This window comes from Enterococcus sp. SMC-9 (assembly GCF_021011285.1).
Taxonomy (GTDB): domain Bacteria; phylum Bacillota; class Bacilli; order Lactobacillales; family Enterococcaceae; genus Enterococcus_C; species Enterococcus_C montenegrensis.
In genome coordinates this window covers 238,152-259,825 of the sequence record NZ_JAILYE010000004.1, presented here as the reverse complement: position 1 = coordinate 259,825, position 21,674 = coordinate 238,152, and the positions used below count along the sequence as shown (strand labels likewise).

Below are 21,674 nucleotides of genomic sequence, written 5' to 3'. Positions count from 1 at the left end.
TTATTTCTACGTAAGCTTACTGCTCTAATTTTTAATTACCAGATATGCACGCGTTTTTCCGGCGCTTTATACATACCATCGCCTTCTTTAATTCCGTAAGTTTCAAAGAATTCAGGGACATTTTGTAACTGAATATTCGCCCGTAATTTTGCTGGCGCATGGACATCAATAGCTAGTAACAATTGTTGGTATTGTTCCCGTGCTTTTGTACGCCAAATTTTTGCCCAGTTGACAAAGAAGTCTTCAAAAGCGACATCTGCTTCTTTTTTAGCTGCAGCTAGAGCACAACTAACACCACCGGCATCGGCAATATTTTCTGAAACGGTTAAGGTACCGTTAACCGTGCCACCGGCAAAGGCAATACCGTCAAATTCTGCAATCATTTGAGCAGATAATGTTTCAAAATGCGCTAAATCAGTATCCGTCCACCAATTGTTCATGTTGCCATACTCATCAAATTTCGCCCCGTTATTGTCAAAAGCATGGGAAATCTCGTGGGCAATAACGGCACCAATACCACCATAGTTGGCGCTAGTCGATTGTTCTAAACTATAAAATGGCGCTTGTAAAATCGCAGCAGGAAAAACGATAATATTTTTGAAGGGATGGTAATAGGCATTCACAGTCGCAGCGCTCATTTCCCATTCGTTGCGGTCAGCACTTTTTCCATAACGACTAAAATTATCTTCTCTGACAATTCGACTAAATTTACGACTATTTTCCACCAGCGTGCCACCGGCGTTTTTTGGCGTAGTATCAAATTTTTCATAAAAAGCAGGAATTGTTTCAGGATAACCCACTTGAACGCCTAATTTATTTAATTTTGTAATTGCTTTGGCACTGGTTTCTTTTGATAACCAGTCGTTTTTTTCCAAGCGGTCTTGGTAGATGCCAATCATAGTGTGAACCATGTGTTCAACATCTTGCTTTGCCTTTTCACCAAAGTATTTGGTTCCATAAAAGCGACCGACTACTTGACTAAAACGACCATTCGCTAAGTAAAAAGCTGCTTTTTCTTGTGGCATGGCACTAGGCGCACCAGACAATTGACGGGAATAAGTACCGCCTAATTGCCGCAATTCTTCACTTAATAAATTGGTGTATCCCAATGCAGTTTGAATATACAGCCAATTTTGTAATAAGGAGAAGTTCTCTTCTGTCAGCAGTGTATTTAATGCGTCAAAATAATCGGGTTCAGTTACAATAATTGTCTCAGGTGTGGCCTTAATTAAATTTTCTACTAGCTCTTTTAAATCTAAGACAGGTGCATAGGCACAAAATTCAGTAAAGCTGCGGGGATTATAGTTTTTGCTATAGTCGGCATTTTCTTCTGAACTTCTTACGTGAGGGACAATTAGGCGATCAAAAGCCAGTGCATCTTCAGTAATTTGTTGGGCTTCTTTCTGGTTATGGCCCATTTTTTCTAAGACAGCAATTGTCATAGCTGCAAAAACTTCCAATAATTTTGCCCCTTGAGGATGTTCTTTTGCATAATATGTTTTATCTGGCAAAATTGTATCAGCCGGATAAGCAAATAAAACATTTTGTTGGGTATTTTTCATATCTTGATCCACGTTTAAGCTAAAAGGTAGCGGGAGACCTTCTAAAACCCAATCCGTTAATTGTTGATTTAGATCTTCGTAATCTTTTAGCCCACGAATTCTACTTAACAACGGTTGGATCGGTTCAGCGCCAAGTTCATCTCGCGTTTTATAATCTTTAGCTAATTCGTAATAGGCAATGACGTCTTTCATTTTTCCTTGGGGAATTTTACTTTCATCAGCTAGCATATCCTTAAATTCTGTTTGCAATAATTTATCAATGCCATCGACTAAATCTTGAAACCCACCTGTGGCTGGTTTATCAGCTGGAATGACAGCGGTTTTCATCCAATCACCATTGACGTATTCATAAAAATCATCTTTTAGTAAGTTGTTCATAAGACCACATCCTCCTATTTCTAATATCTCAATTCTCCGTAAAATTAAGATAATTTTGGGACAATCTGCCCATTTTTTCGTATCATTACCTATTATCATACACAGAAAGCTTTTTCACAAAGAAAACGTTCAGAATTTTTTGACGTTAGCTCAGAAAATCTCAACTAACAAACTTATGCTATACTTATCGCGAGGTGAGAAGATGACAATTACAAATGAATGGCTAGGGATTTCAGAATCAGAATTTTATCCTTATCGCAATATCACCACCAAATCAGGTTATCTATGTGGCACAAGCGCGGCAACAGTTTTTTTGTGTTACTACCAAGATCATCTTGTAAAAACAATTGTGCCTGACCACATTCGTCAAAATGGCAGTGAAAATACCAAAGCATTGCAAGATTTACTACGGGTAATCATTCAACCTTTTGATTTTCCAACTATTTCTTTACAAGTTTCCCACGGTCTTTCCCGCTATTTTCGTTTGTTTAAATTACCATTTAGAGCCCGTCAAACTCCTGTTGGTGGCTTAGAACGGGTAAAAAAACGTCTGCTACAAGGTAAACCAGTAATTGTCGGTTTAATGAAACTTAAAGGAAGCACCTATGGGAATCACTGGGTAGTAGCGTATGGTTATAAAAAAGATGAAACAGGGAAAGAATGGCTTAAAGTTCATGATAACTGGGGAAACTATCATAAAGTTATCCCTGCTAGCTGGATTAATGGGACCATTTCGTTACCTTAAAATAGATAAGAGGGAAACCAGCTGTTACAGTTCAAAAAAGAGTAAAAAGATGTTAGAATGAAAAAGAATTTGTCATAAAAAATGACTAGCGCAAAGAACTGCCAATAACTAAGGAGGCTATCATGGGGGAACAATACCAGGATCAATCGTTGAAAATTTTTAGCTTGAATGGAAATGAACCGTTAGCAGAAAAAATTGCTGCTGTCTTTGGCACAAAATTAGGCCAATGTGCGATTAAGCAATTTAGCGACGGTGAAATTTCAATTAGTATCGAAGAAAGTGTGCGAGGTGCGCACGTGTATCTGATTCAAGCAACAAATCAACCTGTTAATGATTATTATATGGAATTGTTGATTATGATCGATGCAATGAAACGAGCAAGTGCGAAGACAATTAATGTTGTCTTACCCTATTATGGTTATGCTCGTCAAGACAGAACAGCTAGACCTCATGAACCAATTACAGCTAAGCTTGTGGCGAATATGTTACAAGAAGCTGGTGCAACCCGAATTTTGACGTTGGATTTACATACCGTTCAAGTTCAAGGTTTCTTTGATATTCCAGTGGACAATTTATTTACGATGCCGCTTTTTGCCAAATATTATCGGGAAAAGAAAATGTTTGGAGACGACTTTGTGGTTGTTTCACCGAAGAACTCCGGGGTCAACAGAACCCGCAGCTTAGCAGAGTATCTAAATACAACATTGGCGATTGTCGACCAAGAGGAAAGTGATGAAAACGGCGGTTATGTAATCGGCGATGTCACAGGAAAAACTTGTATTATGGTGGATGACATTTTAAATACGGGGAATACATTTAAAGTTGCAGCGCGCTTGTTAAAAGAAGCAGGTGCCAAAGAAGTTTATGCTTGTGCTTCCCATGCACTATTATCACCGCCAGCAAAAGAAAACTTGGAAAGTGCAGATATTACAGATATTTGTGTGACAGATTCTTGTTTTACAGATGAAAGTCGCCATCCTAATAATTTGACGTATATCACTTGTGGTCAATTAATGGGAGAAGCTGTGAAACGAATTCACGAAAATACACCAATGAGCCCTCTATTCCGTTTGGAAGAAAAAGATTTCGCTTAAGCTAATACAATTACGATTTGGACTGTATCAAACTTTTGGTACAGTCTTTTTATTTGGCGAAAAAGGAAAAATGGTAATCAATTAATAAAAAATTCTTTTTATGCTAGAATGACCCTAGTATGCACAAGAAAAGGTGAAGAGAGTGAAAGAAATTTATTTGGATCATGCGGCAACAACACCGCTACACCCAGAAGTAATAAAAGCGATGACAGAAGCGATGCCAATTTTTGGGAATCCTTCTAGCGTACATGGCTTTGGTCGCAAAGCCCACGAAAAATTAGAAGCGAGTCGGCAATTAATTGCCAAAAGTTTAGGGGTGAAAGCCCATGAAATTATTTTTAACAGTGGCGGTACAGAAGGAGATAACACCGCGATTATCGGCACCGCTCTTGCTCGTCAAGAATTAGGGCGACATGTGATTACCACTGCAATCGAACATCCGGCTGTTTTAGAATCGATGCACTATTTGGAAAAACAGGGCTTTGAAGTTACCTATTTACCCGTCGATGAAAAAGGACAATTAGCAATAGAAACGCTAAAAGATGCCTTGCGTCCGGAGACAATCTTAGTATCTGTGATGGCAGCCAATAATGAAACAGGGAATTTATTACCCATCAAAGCCATTGGTGAATTGTTAAAAGATCATCCTGCTATTTTTCATACGGATGCAGTTCAAGCTTTTGGAAAAACGGCTTTAGATCCTTACGAAAATAATATTGATTTATTCAGTATTTCAGCGCATAAAATTAACGGACCCAAAGGCGTAGGCTTCTTGTTTAAAAAAGATGGCGTAAATTTACCAAGTTATCTTCATGGTGGAGAACAAGAAGAAAAGCGACGTGCTGGGACAGAAAATTTAGTGGGAATTATTGGCATGGCAAAAGCGGTAGAAATTCTCACCCCAGAAAAGCAATTGGAAAATAAAGCCCATTACGCAAAATTGGCAGAATTACTGCTAAAAAAATTGGACGAAGCAAAAATTGCTTATCATATAAATGGTGATGTGACGCATAAATTGCCTCATGTTTTAAATTTACAATTGAATGATGTGGATAACAATTTATTGTTAATGAAATTAGATTTACAAGGCCAAGCGATTTCAACAGGCTCTGCTTGTACGGCTGGCAACATTGAACCTTCTCACGTTCTAACAGCCATGTATGGCAAAGACAGTGATGCAATCCACGAATCCATTCGCGTCAGCTTTGGTTTTGGTAATACGGCAGAAGATGTCGCATATTTTGCTGAAAAACTAATTGCGGCTTGCCAAAAATAACGAAAGAGCAGTAGTCAAACACTCAGAAAACTTTTATAATTAAAGAGACAATCAGATTGTAGCGGTAATAAAGTCAGTAGTAAAAATAAGAGATGGCAAAAGTTAAGGCTAATTTTTTATGAAAGCGGCAAGTTTTATTACCAGCAATTAAAAAGTAGGGGGGAAAATAGATGGCATTTCAAAAAAAGGCAACGGTGTTAGGTGCAAACGTTATGTACCAATTAGACCCAGAGGCAAAGAAATACACATTGCGCGATAATGGTTTTAAAGAAACAAATGGGGGGAATTTTCAATTAATTCAACCACTTGAAGCAACACCTCAAAGTAAGGAAGGCTTCAAATTGAAAATCACCGTTGATGGGGAAATAGAAACTTTAAAAATGTCAATTACGACAGCAAATGGTTTAAAAGCAGTAAATATTTTTAAAGACCCACAACATAAAATGTTACAAGATAAATTTTACTTTTTAATGGATGGCTTTATTAGTCGTGGCCTCTTTGAAAAAGTTGCTTAAAAATTTGCCGCCGCCAGCTTTTGCTGGTGGTTTTTTTGTAACCAATCATAAGTTTTGTACGAAAAAATTTGTCATGTTGCTAACGTTTGCGAACAGATTGTGTGCAGCCAGCTTTTTTAGGTGGCTAGCTTTATGCACGAACTCGCAGCGACAATAAGTCAAAATTTCAAGAAATTTGGGAAATTTATATTTGCTAATAGTAATTTTTTTACCCAATCATAAAGCTGGTTTATACTTGAAGTAAGAAAAGCGAGATGGAGGTAGACACATGGAAATTGCTGGCGAAAAGATTTACCCGATTGGTTTAGGAACGTGGCATATGGGAGACGACTTAGTAAAAAGAACAGCAGAATTAGCAGCTTTGCAAACGGGTCTCAAACAAGCAAGTTCGACGGTAAAAATCGCAATTGATACAGCCGAAATGTATGGAGATGGCAATTCAGAAGAGTTAGTAGGAAAAGCGCTACAGTCTGTCTCGCGGGAAAACGTTTATCTAATTTCAAAAGTTTACCCTTGGAATGCTACAAAAGAAAAATTGCCTCAAAGTTTAGCTGCTAGTTTGAAGCGATTAAAGACGGATTATCTTGACTTGTATTTACTACATTGGCCAGGAGAAGTGCCCTTAGCTGAAACAGTCACTGCATTAGAGGATGCTAAAAAAAGTGGTTTGATTAAAAATTGGGGCGTTTCAAATTTTGATGTATCCGATATGCAAGAACTGTGGCAACTACCAGCTGGCAAAAACTGTGCTGCCAATGAAGTCTTATATAATTTAGGTAGCCGCGGCATTGAATTTGATCTACTTCCTTGGCTGAATAAGCAACAAGTGCCACTAATTGCGTATTCTCCGATTGCACAAGGGGATAGTTTAGGTAATCAATTTTTGCAAGATGGTGGACTACAAGAAATTGCTGCTCGTCATGGGGTTTCTATTTTTCAATTGCTTTTAGCTTGGGCAATTCGGGATGAAAAGACATTGGCAATTCCGCAATCGAGCAACAAAGATCATGTCCTAACAAACTTAGCTGCAGCAAAAATCCAGTTAACCAAAAAAGAGTGGCAAAAAATTGCAGCACGTTATCTTGCTCCAACCAAAAAGCAGCCATTGGCAGTATTGTAGGTGAGCGAAATGAAATTTTTTACATCCGATACTCATTATTTCCATCAAGATTTACTAGGGGACAATGATTTTGCACCGCGCCCATTTGAAGATCTGCAAACAATGCATGAATTAATGATAAAAAACTGGAATGCTGTTGTAAAAGAAGGCGATACTGTATACCATTTAGGGGATGTCGCAATGCATCCTGCTTATGAGGCAGGCTACCCGGAGATTTTAGCTTTACTGATGCGTTTGAATGGGCAGATAATTTTTATTAAAGGAAATCACGATCATCGCACGTTTTTAAAATTTTTAGAAAAAAATAATAGAATCTTATCAAATGGTCAGCCAAAATTTCAGTTTGCAGATGTGGGGATCATTATCAAATTTAATCACCATCAGTATTATTTGACGCATTATCCCATGTTGTTGGGGGTCACCAAAAACATTCGTAATTTGCATGGACATGTGCATCATTATAGTGTACCGATTAAAGAAAATATCAATGTCGGCGTCGATGCACCAGAAATTGATTTCTTACCAGAAAAATTGCCCTTTGGAACTCCCATCTCAGAAAATCAAATTGATCTGATTGCAGCCAAGAAAGAAGCAGAATTGGCTAAACTTCGTTAATAAAATAACCTTAAAATATTTTTTTTAAAAGTTGGATCTTCAAAAAGAAACAAAAGGAATTTTCCTTTTGTTTCTTTTTTTTATTCTGAAAATTATTTCTTAAATAAATTTTTTTATTTCTAATTTGAAATTTTGTGAGAATAGCAAGCGTTTACCGTCTTTTTGTCTTGCCGTTAAAAATTGCGCCGGAAAGCATAATTGTTATATAATTATAAAAAGATTAGAAAATAAAAAGAATTGTGAGGTTAAATATGAAGGTAAAAAATAAGAAAATAATTTTTATGGTGTGCATCTGTCTACTTTTTCCTTTTTTAGAAGCTATGAGCGGGAGTCTGTTTACGTGGCGTCCCAAAGCAAGCAGTGATAAAAATTATTTGGTCAATAACGATTTTTTGAAGATCGACCACAAAGTAGAAATACAAGGTAACGATCATTTATTATGGACATTTCATTATGTTAAAAACACCGGTGTAACCGCAACACAGCTTGCGATAAAAATTAGTGATGACAAAATTGTTCAGCCGCTTTCTGGAAATGGCTTTTTTACAGAAACAAATTGGCTAAAGGAAAAAAGTGAGTCAGACAAGACTAGTGGCACAACAAAAAGTGAAGGGGAATTTACATTTACCACAACAAAAGACGTCCGTCCGACGATTCATTTTGACTTGTTGCAAGAAGAACCAACACCCAATTATGCTTTATCAGCAACAGAGAAAACGCATACATTAACTAACCCCCATCAAAAAGAAAATGATGAAGATAAAAAACACGCCGTTAATCAGACAGCAACTGAAAAAACACCACCCGTTGTAAAGCAAAAAGTAGTGACACCAATTACGATTAAAATGCCAACAGATCTATCAGGGTGGCCGATTGATAAGGTTAGCTTTGAAACAAAGCAAGGTAATGGCGACTGGCAAAGTGTAGATGAAACACAGCCACCATTTATTTTTTCAGACACATCGATTCGCCTGCAGTATCACTTCAATTTGGATCAGTTTTTTCAGACACCAGCAGGAGCAAAAGTCAAAGCAGAAATTGATGCAGATGAAAATAGAGAACGAAATTTTGAGTTTAGTTTTGAAATTTCTGGGGATATCTATTTGGAAAGTGATATAAAAGAAATGCTGACAATTAATGGTGAAAAAAGAGGAGAATTCACCATTAAAAAGAATGGAGGAAAAGACGGCAAAAATCATTTATGGACGGTTACATTTAATAATGAAAATTGGAGTAAAGAGAATGTTCAAGGTGAAATGAACTTAACTTCTACAGTGGTCATAGAAGAAGTGACAGAAAGCATTGATGTAATGCTTGATAAAGATGCTGAAATTAAAGAAACGATTCAAATTCAACCGGTAAAAAATGAGTACAGCCTGCAAAAAGGTGTAAGTAAAGCGCCTACTAAGGTTACTTTAGCTAAAGAAGATTATCATCTCTTGGAGTGGGAAATCACCGTTACACCTGGTCGGGATAAAAAAGATCCAAGTAAATTTGTTCCAATTAAAGACTTGCGCATTGCCGATGAAGATATCACAACACTTTATCCAGAGAGTGGCGCCAAGGCCGGGTTTTACTTGCCGCCGACAGATTTGGCAGCAAAGATTAGCGAATTGACAGATTTTCAATTGTTTAAAATTACAATGGAAATTGACGGCAAGGCCAAAGAATTACTAGCAGGAAAAGATTATAAAATTACGTATGACAAAAATAATGATAGTAAATTTTCCTTGCTGTTTTATCATTGGAATGACGGAATTGATACCCAGATAACAGGGCCGGTCAAAATTCAATACACCACGATTTTAAAAGACAATCATCCCAGTGAGATTAGCAACAGGGTTCAAAGTAACATCGCCGGCAGTAGTAAGTTAGAGGCAATAGCCAAAACGGAATACTACTATGATCATTTGCAAAAGTCAGCTGTTAGTAAGGGCAACGGTATTATTGAATGGACAGTCATTTATCATCGGGACAAAAATGAAAAAATTGACTTTATTGATGAATTAAACGATGGTCAAATCGATTTTAAGACACTTAAAGTTTTTGCCGAATTAAAAAAAGGGCAACAAGTATTTCCTAGTATCGCCACTACCCCAGAACAATACCACGATTTAATTACGCTTAAAGATACAAAAGAAAGTCAGTTTACATTATCATTCAGTGAAAAAATACCAAAGGGGCGCTACATCGTCACCTATCAAAGTAAGCATGAGGATACTAAAGGCCAGACTTTGGTGGAAAATAAAATCAGCGGCGGCGACCTAACGGCAGCTTCTAGTACGTTTACTTCGTTAGCTGTTGAAAAACAAGTAATCAGACAAACGCTCTTTGACGAAAGTGTTGAAAGTAACTTTAGCGATAAAACGATTTTATGGTCAGCTTCGGTTGTGACAATACCAGGTGCAGGTGAGATTTTAATTAACGATGCCGCATTACGGTTAAAAGAAGGCGTCTTTTATAAAAATGGTCTCGCTTATTATTGGAATAAAGAGAGCACGCTGGCAAAAGAGGCAGTTCTTGTAACTGGAAAAAAATTTAATGAAGGAATTAATCAACACTATTTAAAGGAAAAAGGCATAATTGTTGCTTATCAAGACGAAAATGGAGAATTTCGTGAAATTCCCACAGTAGATATCACGCTTACGATTGATAACGGCAAGTTAACTACAACAGCAGGGACAATAATAGCCGATCCCGATGCTGGAATTGCATTGCAATCTGATACATTGAAAACAGGGGAGAAAGCAGCTGGATTTCAGTTGAAGATTAATGAAAAATATGCTGGTAAAAAAATCTGGTTAGCGATGGCGACAAAATATGGCAATACACCAGAACTTATACCGCAAGTGCCGATTAGTAATTATTTGTTTAATACAATCGAAGCACTACAAGGCACATATCAAGGTCATGCCCAGGCAAATACGGGGTGGACGAACAATGTCCAAGTTGCTGATGCATTGAAAAAAAGAGGAACGCTTGATATAAAAAATTCTTCTGTCACCTGGGAAATATTGGCAAACACAAGAGGATACGCCATCAAAGCTGGAGATGAAATTGTCGACCATATGAATGTTTGGAAATTTGATGATAACACCACGAGCTTCATTCAGCGTATGACATTACAAGATTTGCAAGAAATCGTTGTTTATCAGTTGGAAACAAAAGATGATAAAGAAAAAAATTCGACTACAGATTGGTATCACGACTACAAAAAAGTGAAATTAGAAATCAATGCAGATTATGAAATAATCCCGCTAAAAAATGACGGCAAGCAGTGGTCTGAAATACCAGTTTTAGAACAAACAAAAGATACCTTAGCACAGGGCTTTACCATCCGGTTTAAAAAAGATATGGGGTATGCCGCTTTTAAAGTCAGTTTTGCAACGCAACTTGATAAAGCGATTATGGCCGCTGAAAAAGGCAATAAAAATCAAATCTTAAATACAACCGCGCTGGTAACGAATAGTGGTACGACAAAAAGTGCCGCTAGTGTAGCGTATACAAAAGTGGCAAGTGGGGTTTATAAAACAGCTTCAGATTTTGATGTAGAGACCATGGAGATCCCATGGACAGCTATCGTTAATCCTGAAGGTGCTCGGTTGCATAACTTAGTGATTGAAGATACTTCATCAGACCAAGATATAATTCCGGGTAAAATTAAATTGTATTATGCCAATTTAGAAACAATAAAAGAAGGAACGAATACTTGGAAACCACAAATAGACAAAGACGGTGAAGTAGAAACTGAGGCTTATCAACTTGAATGGGAAAATGGCGGCTTCAAAATTTCCTTTGCCAAAGATTTCGTGGTGAGTACACCTTTGATTATTGAGTACAGCGGTAAACCGAAAAAAGCCGAGCAAAGTTATATTGAAAATCACATCAAAATTAAGTGGGGTGAAAAATCAACAAACACGCATACTGAAAAAATTGAGATCAGAAATGTCAGTGCTTCTGGTACCATTAGTGGAAATGCTAGAATGTTGACAATAAAAAAACATTCCAAAGATGAAGAGGCCTTGGCGGGTGCAAAATTCATTTTAGAAAAAAAGAACGGAGACACCTGGCAAGAAATTAACGTCAAGCAAGCTGAAGCCTCAACTTCCAATAGTGGATTACTATCTTTTACCGGACTTAGATCAGGTGATTATCGCATTAAAGAAGTCCAAGCACCAAAAGGGTACCAACTATTTTCACAATATGCTTATTTCACCTTAGACAAAGAGCAGCCAGTTATTACCGATGAAGCCGGGGATGTAACAGCTACATTGAAGGAGCATTATCATTTTGCTGCCTCAGCGGATAACTTGAACTTGACTTTAAATGTAGCCAACGATGAACGTCCGCCCTTTGATTTTGAAGCTAAAAAAATACTTCAAGGTGCAACGGGAAAAGCGACTTTTGATTTTAACATTGAAACAGTAGCAGATGCTACGATTGTAGCCTATGGTTGTGGGGAAATTGAAGCAGGAAAGACAAAAGGTGAGATAAAATTTTACACCACCGCTAAAAAAGAAGTATTAATAAAAGATTGGCGCCAATATTTAACAACAGGTGTAAAATATCGTTTAGTCGAGGTCAATAAACCAAAAGAATTTTCGGTTAAATATTACAATGAAACCAATCAAACAGAGTCCAATGAATTTGTAATCGATGAGAAAACGCAGGTGATAGCATTTACGGTCACAAATTCACGCCCAGAAGGTTTTATGCCTGCAACAGGGGGAAGGGGCACGCAGATCTTTTTAATTATGGCGGCTGCTCTAAGTAGTATTGCAGGGCTAACAGGTCTTTATTACTGGTGGCGCAATCGCAAAATGAACTAAAAATAATGCCAAATATGAAGCTGTTTTTAACGGATAAGTTTTCCTTTTAAACATAAAGGTTCATATTTGGCATTTTTTTGCTATATTAATTAACCTGCCTTTAAAGAAAATCCTAATTTAAAAACAAGTACATGAAATTATTAGCCATCTGTTGTATAATGACAAATACTGAAAAGTTGCGACCTTCAAATCGTTAAATTTTCGGAATTAACAATGAAATGATGGTGATTACATGACAGACAACAGCAACACTCGCGTTGTCGTGGGCATGAGTGGCGGAGTGGACTCTTCTGTAACCGCACTTTTGCTAAAAGAACAAGGATACGATGTCGTAGGTATCTTCATGAAAAATTGGGATGATACAGATGAAAACGGCGTCTGTACTGCAACTGAAGATTATAAAGATGTTGCGCAAGTAGCCGCTCAAATCGGGATTCCTTATTATTCAGTCAATTTTGAAAAAGAATACTGGGACCGCGTTTTTGAATATTTCTTAGCAGAATATCGTGCTGGCCGTACGCCAAATCCTGATGTTATGTGTAACAAGGAAATTAAATTCAAAGCCTTTTTAGACTATGCATTAGAATTAGGTGCCGATTATGTGGCCACTGGACACTATGCGCGCGTTACAAAAGATGAAAATGGCGTCGTTCACATGTTACGGGGTGTGGATAATAATAAAGATCAAACTTATTTCTTAAGTCAATTATCTCAAGAACAGTTGGCTAAAACACTGTTTCCACTAGGTGGCATGGAAAAATCAGAAGTTCGTGCCATTGCTGAGCGGGCAGGTTTAGCAACTGCGAAGAAGAAAGATTCTACAGGGGTTTGTTTTATTGGCGAAAAGAATTTCAAGCAGTTTTTAAGTAACTATTTGCCTGCGAAAAAAGGAAAGATGGTCACCCTTGATGGACAAGTCAAAGGTGAGCACGATGGGTTAATGTATTATACAATCGGTCAACGCCAAGGACTAGGGATTGGCGGCGGCAGTGGTTCAAATGATCCGTGGTTTGTGGTCGGAAAAGATTTGGCGACCAATACGCTTTATGTTGGACAAGGCTTTCATCATGAAGCATTGTATGCAGATCGTTTGGATGCAAGTACAATTCATTTCACCACCAATGAAAAGATGCCACAAGAATTCAAATGTACGGCTAAATTCCGTTATCGTCAGGCTGATGTTCCTGTGACTGTCCGCTTGTTAGCTAATGACCAAGCTGAAGTCATTTTTGATGCACCTGTACGGGCAATTACACCCGGACAAGCAGTAGTTTTTTATGATGGGGATAAATGTCTTGGCGGCGGATTAATTGACCGTGCTTATAAAGAAGAAAAAGTTTTACAATATGTCTAAAAATTGAGATGTGCCTTCGGGTGCATCTTTTTATTATGTTTAAAATAAAACAAATATAGTTCTAGAAATTCGTTAACTTTTATTAAAAATGCGTGCATTAAATTAATATACGCCAGGATATAAGGTAAAATAAAATAACTATTTTATTAGGAGCATAAAAATGACAGAACATTTAAGAAGTCAAAAGAATCAAAAAAAGAAGGCGTTTAAGCCGATTTTTATTATCGTTCCAATTATTTTATTGCTAGTAGCAGGAGCGGGATTTATTGTTCATGTTACAGCAGAAAAAAAACAGCAACAAAGAATAGCTCTCGTGGAAGATTTCACCCGCTATTTGGCGCAAGGAAAATACGAAAGTCTGCCTAAAACATTGTTAGCAGATACTGCGCAAAGAAATGGCTACAGCAACAAAGAAATTATCGAAAAATATCAAAATATTTTTACTGCAATCGATGCAAAAAATATCAAAATGACTAATTTGAAAATAACAGAACAAAAAGATAACAAATATCAAGTGACCTATGAATTGTCGCTTGCAACAGCTATGGGTCAGTTGAAAAATTTAAAGTACCAAACGTATTTGGCTTATGAAAAAGAGCAGCCTAAATTGGAATGGGGTCCAAATCTGATTTTTCCTCAAATGAGTGGCAAAGATAAAGTAAGTCTAACAGTAGATGAACCTGTGCGCGGGGAAATTTTAGATCGAAACAATCAGCCTCTAGCAGAAAATGGACAACTGCAACAATTAGGCGTAGTACCGCAAAAACTAGGTGAAGGCACTGAAAAAGAAAAGAATATTAAGAAAATCGCCACAGATTACAATTTAACTGAAAAACAAATTACGCAAGCTTTAGAACAAAGCTGGGTAAAGCCAGATTATTTTGTGCCATTAAAAATTGTGGATGAAGCAAAAGGTTTGCCCACAGGTGCAAGTATTAAAGAAATTACGGGGCGAAAATATCCTTTAGGAGCAGCGGCAGCACATTTAGTGGGATACTTAGGTAAAATTACGGCTGAAGATTTGAAAAAACATCCGGAATTAACGAGCGAAGGACAAATTGGGCGCGCGGGCTTAGAAGCAGCTTATGATGAAACGCTGCGGGGAAAAGCAGGAGGAAAATTAGCGATTACCGATGAAAAAGGAAACGAAAAAACTGTTTTACTAGAAAATACCAAGCAAGATGGCAAAACAGTGCAGTTAACTATCGACAGTACGCTACAGGAATTAGCTTATCACGCGTTGGCTGAAAAATCTGGTGCGACTGTTGTTAGTGCACCAAAAACTGGCGATTTACTAGCTTTAGTTAGCAGCCCAAGCTATGACCCTAATAAGATGACGAATGGGATTTCCCAAAAAGATTATGATGCTTATGAAAAAGATGAAAAGAAACCATTCTTAAATCGTTTGGTAACAGGTTATGCACCAGGTTCAACCTTTAAAACAATTACAGCAGCGATTGGATTAGATAATGGTAGTCTAAATCCTAACGAAAAATTAGCGATTAATGGTTTGAAGTGGCAACAAGATTCCTCTTGGGGAGATTACTATGTCACGCGGGTAGCTGATGTAGCCAGCGTGGACTTAAAAGACGCGTTGGTTTATTCCGATAATATTTACATGGCACAAGAAACATTGAAAATGGGTGAAAAAGCTTTTCGAAGTGGCTTAGACAAATTTATTTTTGGTGAAAAAATGGATCTGCCACTGGCGATGAATCCCGCTCAAATTAGCAACGAAAAAAGTTTTGATTCCAAAATTTTGTTAGCCGATACCGGTTATGGGCAAGGGCAACTGCTAATTAATCCCATCCAACAAGCTACCATGTATTCTGTTTTTGCTAACGAAGGGACGCTGGTTTATCCCAAGCTTGTAACAGATGCGAAAGAAAAAGAAAAAACCGCAGTTGTAAAATCTTCCAGTGTAGAGAAAGTCAATGAAGACTTAAAGGCTGTTGTAAGTGATCCCAATGGTACGGCTCATAGTTTAAGCAGTCTAGGCTTTACACTTTTTGCTAAAACAGGTACCGCCGAAATTAAAGAAAAACAAGATGAACGGGACCAAGAAAATAGCTTCTTACTTGCCTATGAAGGAAAAAATAGTGGCTATCTCTTTATCAGTATGTTAGAAAATCGTCAAGATAATGAATCGGCCACCCAATTAGCACCGAATGTTTTACAATATTTACATGATCATTATGAATAAAATTTTGAAATATCTGAAATAAATGGCGTCTTCTGATACCTGTGGATAAGAAGATGCCTGATATTCAGGTATTTTTTTGTTTTTAACTCTCTTTTTTATCTATTGAAAAAAATAATGAGAAATATAAAAAAAGTGTTTTGTTTCACGAAAACTATTCTATACTTAATTTAAAACAGAGCAGTAATAAAAAAATACAGATTTTATAACTTTAAAAATAAAATAGGCAACTAAGCATCCTAAGCAAAAACTTTTGCCTATTTTTGTCAAAATTTTTTTCTTAAAAAGAATAAAATTCACAAACTTAATCAAATTAAATAAAAATAATTATAGTTATTTAAGTTTGGTGCGAATTTCTTGTCATCCACACGTTTCGTGAGTATGATTAATGCAAATGGGGAATAAAAGGAGCAATAAACTATGTACCAGGTTGTTATAATGTATGGGGATAATGAGCCGTGGTGGTTTTTTGAAGATTGGCAAGCTGATGTAACAGAAGAGTATACCTTTAACGATTTAACAGCGGCAGAACAATTTTACGAAAATAAGTGGCTTGAGTTGAGCCCGCGTTTTTCAAATTTGAAATCACATCCGAATTACCAAGCTGCTTTTTGGAATGAAAGCGATGAGCGTTGGTGTGAAGAATGTGATGATTACTTGCAGCAGTATACCGGCTTAGCTTTATTGAAAGACTACAACGCTGTAGTTGAAAAAAGTTCCAATCGTTTGTGTCAAACCATCAACGGTGAAGGTAAATTACGAGTTTGTAAACGTAAAGTTGCCAACTAATCATTATTTGTAAGCTTGAACTGGCTGTGGTGGCTGGTTTAAGCTTTTTTATTGTCGAAAGTCTCATAATCAAAAAAACTAAAGATTAGCTTAAATAGAGTTTGTAAGATTGTTTAATAGCAGTTTAGCTTTTTTAAGGGAGCTGTTATAATGAAAGGCACGTAATTTATCAAAATTGCGTTTGAAAAATTGAATTATTTTACATCATAAACAAGATGTTTAAAAAAGATTGCAATTAATTTTCTTAAAGGAGCCAGTATGGGGAAAAAATTAGTACTAACTGAAAAACCAAGTGTGGCCAAAGACTTTGCTAAAGTATTAGGAGCCAAGCCACAGGGAAAAGATTATTTTGAAAATGAACAATACATCATCACTTGGGCCTATGGTCATTTATTAACATTAAAATTACCAGAAGATATTAAACAAGAGTGGAAAACTTGGAATATGGAAACCTTGCCTATGATTCCAAAACACATCGGCATTAAGCCACTTCCTAAAACACATCGTCAATTAAAATTAATCGCAAATTTAGCCAAACGAAAAGATATTACCGGTGGGATTATCGCCACAGATGGTGGACGTGAAGGTGAAGCTGTGGGGCGTTATATTTTTGAATGGATTCGTTTTACTAAACCATTAGAACGCCTATGGATTTCTTCTCAAACAACCAAAGCTGTTAAAACGGGTTTTAACCAATTAAAACCGGCAAAACAATACGATAATTTATACCAATCTGCTGTTGCCAGAGGAAAAGCTGACTGGCTGGTAGGCTTAAATGTTACCCGTGCTTTAACTGTCAAATATCACGACAGTCTAAGTGCCGGAAGAGTACAGACGCCGACACTTGCGCTAGTGGCAAAAGCGCAAGAAAAATCCGAAAAATTTATCCCACAAACTTATTACACGGTGGATCTGCTTTATGGCAATGAAAAAGGGCGCCTGCAATTGAAAAATCCACAACAATTTCAAAACCGGAATGAAGCAGAAGCTGTTGTGGCGAATTGGCAAAACCAAATTGGTAAAGTAACAGATGTCACGACCAAAGAAAAAAGACAGTCTGCTCCATTGCCTTATGATTTAACGGAATTACAACGAGTAGCAAATAGCCTGTATCAATATTCAGCGAAAAAGACACTATCATTAGTCCAAAGCTTGTATGAAACCCATAAAGTAGTTAGCTATCCTCGGACGGATTCGAAATATTTACCACAAGATGTGGCGGCAACATTAAAAGAAAGACTTCAAGCACTAGCAAATGTGGATGCGCGGGCAAAAGAATATTTAAAAAATGGTGCCCAAGTAAAACAAAAAGCTGTTTTCAATGATAGCAAAGTAACAGACCACTATGCTTTAATTCCGACTGAAGAACGGCCCCGCTTTGAAAAGATGTCTACAGACGAAAGCCGGATTTATCACCTTATTATAGAACGCTTCTTAGGCTTATTTGCAGAGCAATATGTTACCGTTAATGTAAAGGCAGTTGTCCAATTTCCTGATGGTGAATTTATTTTCCGACAAGAAAAAGTTTTACAAAGTGGTTGGCAAAAAGCTAATGAAAAAGTAGCTGAAAAAACTGACTGGCAACAGGTTAAAAGTGTCAAAGGGCAATTTGCGATCAATAAAGAACTGACGACACCGCCCAAACTTGCAACTGAGGGCAGTTTATTACAACAAATGGAAAAATATGCGTTAGGAACGCCAGCTACTCGAGCAGAGATTATTGAAAAATTATTAAAATCAGAACTAATGGAACGTCGTGGCAATGCTTTAGCTGTTACACCCAAAGGGCGCCAACTGTTGAGCCTAGTCAATACTTCCTTGGTTAGTCCAGATTTAACGGCAAAATGGGAGAAAAGCTTAGAAAATATTGCACAAGGACGAGAATCTGCGACCGCCTTTTTAAAAGGGATTGAAAAAGATACGGCCCGTTTGGTTAGTGAAATTAAAAATTCCAAGGAGACCTATAAAGATTTTTCCTTAACAACGAAAATTTGCCCAGAATGTGGTTCTCAGTTAAAGGAACGAAATACCAAAGATGGAAAAATTTATCTTTGTTCCAATAGCGAGTGTAGCTATCGTCGGCGAAAAGAACCCAAAATTTCCAATCATCGTTGTCCGCAATGTCATAAAAAAATGGAAATTTTAGAAGGCAAAAATGGTGCCTTCTTTAAATGTAAATATTGTGGGATCACAGAAAAAATTCCTGATAAAAAAGCCCGCAATAAAAAGATGACCAAACACGAAGAACGAAAATTAGTGAAGAAATACAGTCAACAAGAAGAAGCTGCAGAAAGTCCATTGGCTTTAGCCTTGAAGGCAGCACTAAAACAAGAAGACTGATCCTTTTAAAATTTTGAATCAACAACAGTAAAATAAAGTCTTTTAAAGAGCACAGCCAAGTAGGTGTGCTCTTTTTTTAGTAAAATGGTTGCATCTTCACGCTGTAATAAAATCAAAGTAAAATTTTATTTGTCAAAATAAGTCATATTTAATATATTTTATTTGTTATTTTGATTTTCTAATTTTTCCGGCTAGTATATGAAAAAAATCTTCTTTTCTTATGCTGATAACAAAACCAAATGAGCTAATTTTTGTAAAAATACATATGTTATCGAACTTATCACGAGTATTTTTTTATAATAAGACAACGAAAAACTGCGCCAATTTATTTTATCAGCAAAAAAAGAATCGTGATAAATACGCGTTTTTTCTAAAGTGTTTAGCAAGTAAAGTTGAGATAATCTTAGAGATAAAATTCATTTTTCACAATTATTTCGCCATTTTATTATAACTGTTATGTAAAAAAACTTTGTGTTAAACTGCACAAGTGACTTTATGCTCGCAATTTTCTGACAATTACAAAGTTAGATAATGACGAGTGTAGTAGCATCGCATTGGGATTTTAAGGGGAATAATTATAGGGGAGATGAAAACAAGAAGATGAAGCGCCAATTTAACACAGAAAAAAATATGCAACCATTACCACAGCAGCACGAGAAAGCTTCCGTTGTCAAAGTGACATTAAATCGAATCTACATTATTTTGACAATGGTGTTTTGGGCAGTGTACGTAGCATCAACAATTTATTATCAAATTACCAAGGGTAATGGCAGTTTTCAAAAAGCGGTGGAAGCGGCACTTTATATTATTATCGTAACCACGCTTTGCTTTTCGGCAATGATTTATTTATTTTCGCGCCAAGGGGCGTTATTACGCTTTAAAGCGCATAAACGCATTCCCCGTGAAATGTTGGACAGCTACTTTGCCAAAAATCAATCAGACATTACCGTTTTGGTTCCTTCTTATGATGAAGAAGTTACCGTCATTCGACAAACGCTATTATCCGCTGCTTTGCAAGAGTATCCTAAAGTATTGGTTCGACTATTAATCGATGATAAACCGAATCCGAGTACACCAGAAGCGGCAGCAAAACTACAACAGACAAAGCAATTGGCACGCGACATTAATCAGCTGTTGGCAAAACCGCATCAACGTTTTAAAAAGGCTCTGGAGCAATTTAAAGCTGGACAACAGCCCAATTTTATTAAAAATCAGGAACTGTTAAAAGTCGTTGCCGAATATCATTTTGCTGTCAAATGGTTACAAAATTTTGCTGCCAGCGAACCGCATGAAGATCACGTGGATGATTTTTTTGTGAATCATGTCATTTTAGACTTAGCAGAAGAATTAGCAATTACTGCAAAGGCAGTTGAAAAAGTTGTAGAAGAAAAGAGTCAGTTACCTGTTGAACGGGTTGAACAATTATACTGCCGCTTAACTTGGATTTTTGGTGCAGAGGTGGACTACTTCCAACGTAAAGAATATATTTCTTTATCCCACGAGGCCAATAAGGCAATGAATTTGAATTCTTATATCGACTTAATGGGTAAAAATTATCAAGTCAAAAAGACTGAAGTCGGAAAAGTCTTATTGCCAGTGGCACCAGCACAAAAAGCCGATTTTGTAGTACCAGATAGTGAGTTTTTACTAACCTTAGATGCAGACTCACTTTTATTAAGAGAATATTGTCTGCGCCTAGTTTATTTATTGAATCAACCTGGAAACGAAAAAATCGCGGTAACGCAAACACCTTATTCTTCTTTTCGCGGTTGTCCTTCACGAATTGAACGAATTGCCGGTGCGACGACAGACATTCAACATATTTTGCACCAAGGAACAACCCATTATGGGGCGACTTTTTGGGTAGGGGCGAATGCAGTTATCCGCAAGTGTGCCTTAGAAGATATTGCCGAAACAGAAATCGTGCAAGGATTTCCAGTCCGACGATTTATTCAAGATAGAACCGTTATTGAAGATACAGAGTCTAGTGTTGACTTAGAAAAACATGGCTGGGAATTGTATAACTATCCGGAGCGTTTAAGTTATAGTGCTACACCGCCGGATTTTGGTTCTTTAATTATTCAACGTCGACGCTGGGCGAATGGTGGTTTATTAATTTTACCCAAATTATTTGCCACAATAAAAGAGCGGCGCCAAAAAGGAAATCCACTTAAAATGATGGAAATTTTCATGCGCTTAAATTATATGGCTTCAATTGCTTGGGCAAGTTTTGGCCTAATCTTCCTTTTAGCCTATCCCTTTGATGATAATTTATTAAGTGTTTATATTATTTGTGCAGCAGCGCCGTATTTTATCGCAATGGCGAGTGATTTACATTACTGTCGGTATAAACGCTTGGATATTTTACGAATTTATGGTTTTAATTTAATTTTGTTAGCTGTTAATTTAGCTGGCGTAGTGAAATCCATTCAACAATATCTAACCGGCGAAAAAATTCCTTTTGCGCGAACGCCAAAAGTAAATGATCGCACAGCTTCGCCAACGCTTTATTTATTAGCGCCGCTTGTAATTATTACTTTTTCAGCTTTTATTTGCTGGCGTTCTTATACGGCCGGAAATTTTCCAAACGCAATCTTTGCCGGTTTCAATGCCTTTACGGCAAGTTGGGCAGCCTTAGCGTATATTGGAATTAAAAATACCATTGTGGATTTTGTTTGCAATTTTATCAACTGGCTTTTTGTTGATGTCAAAACAAAAGATGCAGGTGAGGATCGCAAAAAAGAAGAATTAAATTGGCGCTCTGTTTTATATTATGGCGATGATTCAGAACAAGTACCATTATCTGTTGCCCTAGGCCAAAGTGTGACCCCACAGGAGGAAAAATAAGTGATGAGCA

Annotated in this window: 13 protein-coding genes; 12 read left to right on the top strand and 1 reads right to left on the bottom strand. The window is 37.0% G+C overall.

Going from position 1 to position 21,674, the window contains the following annotated elements; genetic code table 11:
- Nucleotides 1-35 precede the first annotated feature (35 nt).
- Nucleotides 36-1,940 (bottom strand): M13 family metallopeptidase, encoded by a 1,905-nt coding sequence (locus K4422_RS07705; protein ID WP_230710304.1) that lies wholly within the window; start codon nucleotides 1,938-1,940, stop codon nucleotides 36-38.
- A 202-nt stretch (nucleotides 1,941-2,142) separates the two neighbouring features.
- Between K4422_RS07705 and K4422_RS07700 the strand changes: the two genes are divergently transcribed.
- The 12 genes from K4422_RS07700 (at nucleotide 2,143) to K4422_RS07645 (ending at nucleotide 21,664) form a co-directional block, all read left to right on the top strand.
- A complete protein-coding gene (locus tag K4422_RS07700) occupies nucleotides 2,143-2,685 on the top strand; it encodes a hypothetical protein (protein ID WP_230710303.1) in 543 nt (180 codons plus the stop codon).
- A 122-nt stretch (nucleotides 2,686-2,807) separates the two neighbouring features.
- Entirely contained in the window at nucleotides 2,808-3,779 is a 972-nt protein-coding gene (locus tag K4422_RS07695; protein WP_206902241.1) for a ribose-phosphate diphosphokinase, read from the top strand.
- Nucleotides 3,780-3,921: 142 nt separating this feature from the next.
- The gene (locus K4422_RS07690) at nucleotides 3,922-5,055 is read left to right on the top strand and encodes a cysteine desulfurase family protein (RefSeq protein WP_206902242.1); all 1,134 of its coding nucleotides are present in this window, start codon (nucleotides 3,922-3,924) and stop codon (nucleotides 5,053-5,055) included.
- Between the two features lie 170 nt (nucleotides 5,056-5,225).
- Nucleotides 5,226-5,570, top strand: a complete 345-nt coding sequence (locus K4422_RS07685) for a DUF1831 domain-containing protein (RefSeq protein ID WP_206902243.1) — start codon at nucleotides 5,226-5,228, stop codon at nucleotides 5,568-5,570.
- Between the two features lie 268 nt (nucleotides 5,571-5,838).
- Complete coding sequence (locus tag K4422_RS07680; protein ID WP_230710301.1) at nucleotides 5,839-6,690, top strand: aldo/keto reductase; 852 nt, start codon at nucleotides 5,839-5,841, stop codon at nucleotides 6,688-6,690.
- Between the two features lie 9 nt (nucleotides 6,691-6,699).
- A complete protein-coding gene (locus K4422_RS07675) occupies nucleotides 6,700-7,305 on the top strand; it encodes a metallophosphoesterase (RefSeq protein ID WP_230710298.1) in 606 nt (201 codons plus the stop codon).
- Between the two features lie 320 nt (nucleotides 7,306-7,625).
- The gene (locus tag K4422_RS07670) at nucleotides 7,626-12,134 is read left to right on the top strand and encodes a SpaA isopeptide-forming pilin-related protein (RefSeq protein WP_230710296.1); all 4,509 of its coding nucleotides are present in this window, start codon (nucleotides 7,626-7,628) and stop codon (nucleotides 12,132-12,134) included.
- Nucleotides 12,135-12,366: 232 nt separating this feature from the next.
- On the top strand, nucleotides 12,367-13,488 hold the full coding sequence (gene mnmA / locus K4422_RS07665; protein ID WP_230710294.1) for a tRNA 2-thiouridine(34) synthase MnmA: 1,122 nt from the start codon (nucleotides 12,367-12,369) through the stop codon (nucleotides 13,486-13,488).
- A gap of 160 nt (nucleotides 13,489-13,648) precedes the next feature.
- Nucleotides 13,649-15,691 (top strand): penicillin-binding protein PBP4(5), encoded by a 2,043-nt coding sequence (gene pbp4, locus K4422_RS07660; RefSeq protein WP_230710291.1) that lies wholly within the window; start codon nucleotides 13,649-13,651, stop codon nucleotides 15,689-15,691.
- Nucleotides 15,692-16,108: 417 nt separating this feature from the next.
- Complete coding sequence (locus tag K4422_RS07655) at nucleotides 16,109-16,477, top strand: DUF1033 family protein (protein ID WP_206902249.1); 369 nt, start codon at nucleotides 16,109-16,111, stop codon at nucleotides 16,475-16,477.
- A gap of 258 nt (nucleotides 16,478-16,735) precedes the next feature.
- Entirely contained in the window at nucleotides 16,736-18,817 is a 2,082-nt protein-coding gene (locus tag K4422_RS07650) for a DNA topoisomerase 3 (protein ID WP_230710289.1), read from the top strand.
- A gap of 600 nt (nucleotides 18,818-19,417) precedes the next feature.
- Nucleotides 19,418-21,664, top strand: coding sequence for a glycosyltransferase family 2 protein (locus tag K4422_RS07645; protein ID WP_230710287.1), 2,247 nt, complete (start codon nucleotides 19,418-19,420; stop codon nucleotides 21,662-21,664).
- Nucleotides 21,665-21,674 lie beyond the last annotated feature (10 nt).

What these genes read in the sequence shown, in the direction of transcription:
- K4422_RS07700 (WP_230710303.1), top strand. Translation starts at nt 2,143, where the DNA reads ATGACAATTACAAATGAATGGCTAGGGATTTCAGAATCAGAATTTTAT.
- pbp4 (WP_230710291.1), top strand. Translation starts at nt 13,649, where the DNA reads ATGACAGAACATTTAAGAAGTCAAAAGAATCAAAAAAAGAAGGCGTTT.
- K4422_RS07695 (WP_206902241.1), top strand. Translation starts at nt 2,808, where the DNA reads ATGGGGGAACAATACCAGGATCAATCGTTGAAAATTTTTAGCTTGAAT.
- K4422_RS07650 (WP_230710289.1), top strand. Translation starts at nt 16,736, where the DNA reads ATGGGGAAAAAATTAGTACTAACTGAAAAACCAAGTGTGGCCAAAGAC.
- K4422_RS07685 (WP_206902243.1), top strand. Translation starts at nt 5,226, where the DNA reads ATGGCATTTCAAAAAAAGGCAACGGTGTTAGGTGCAAACGTTATGTAC.
- K4422_RS07655 (WP_206902249.1), top strand. Translation starts at nt 16,109, where the DNA reads ATGTACCAGGTTGTTATAATGTATGGGGATAATGAGCCGTGGTGGTTT.
- K4422_RS07670 (WP_230710296.1), top strand. Translation starts at nt 7,626, where the DNA reads ATGAGCGGGAGTCTGTTTACGTGGCGTCCCAAAGCAAGCAGTGATAAA.
- mnmA (WP_230710294.1), top strand. Translation starts at nt 12,367, where the DNA reads ATGACAGACAACAGCAACACTCGCGTTGTCGTGGGCATGAGTGGCGGA.
- K4422_RS07645 (WP_230710287.1), top strand. Translation starts at nt 19,418, where the DNA reads ATGAAGCGCCAATTTAACACAGAAAAAAATATGCAACCATTACCACAG.
- K4422_RS07705 (WP_230710304.1), bottom strand. Translation starts at nt 1,940, where the DNA reads ATGAACAACTTACTAAAAGATGATTTTTATGAATACGTCAATGGTGAT.
- K4422_RS07680 (WP_230710301.1), top strand. Translation starts at nt 5,839, where the DNA reads ATGGAAATTGCTGGCGAAAAGATTTACCCGATTGGTTTAGGAACGTGG.
- K4422_RS07675 (WP_230710298.1), top strand. Translation starts at nt 6,700, where the DNA reads ATGAAATTTTTTACATCCGATACTCATTATTTCCATCAAGATTTACTA.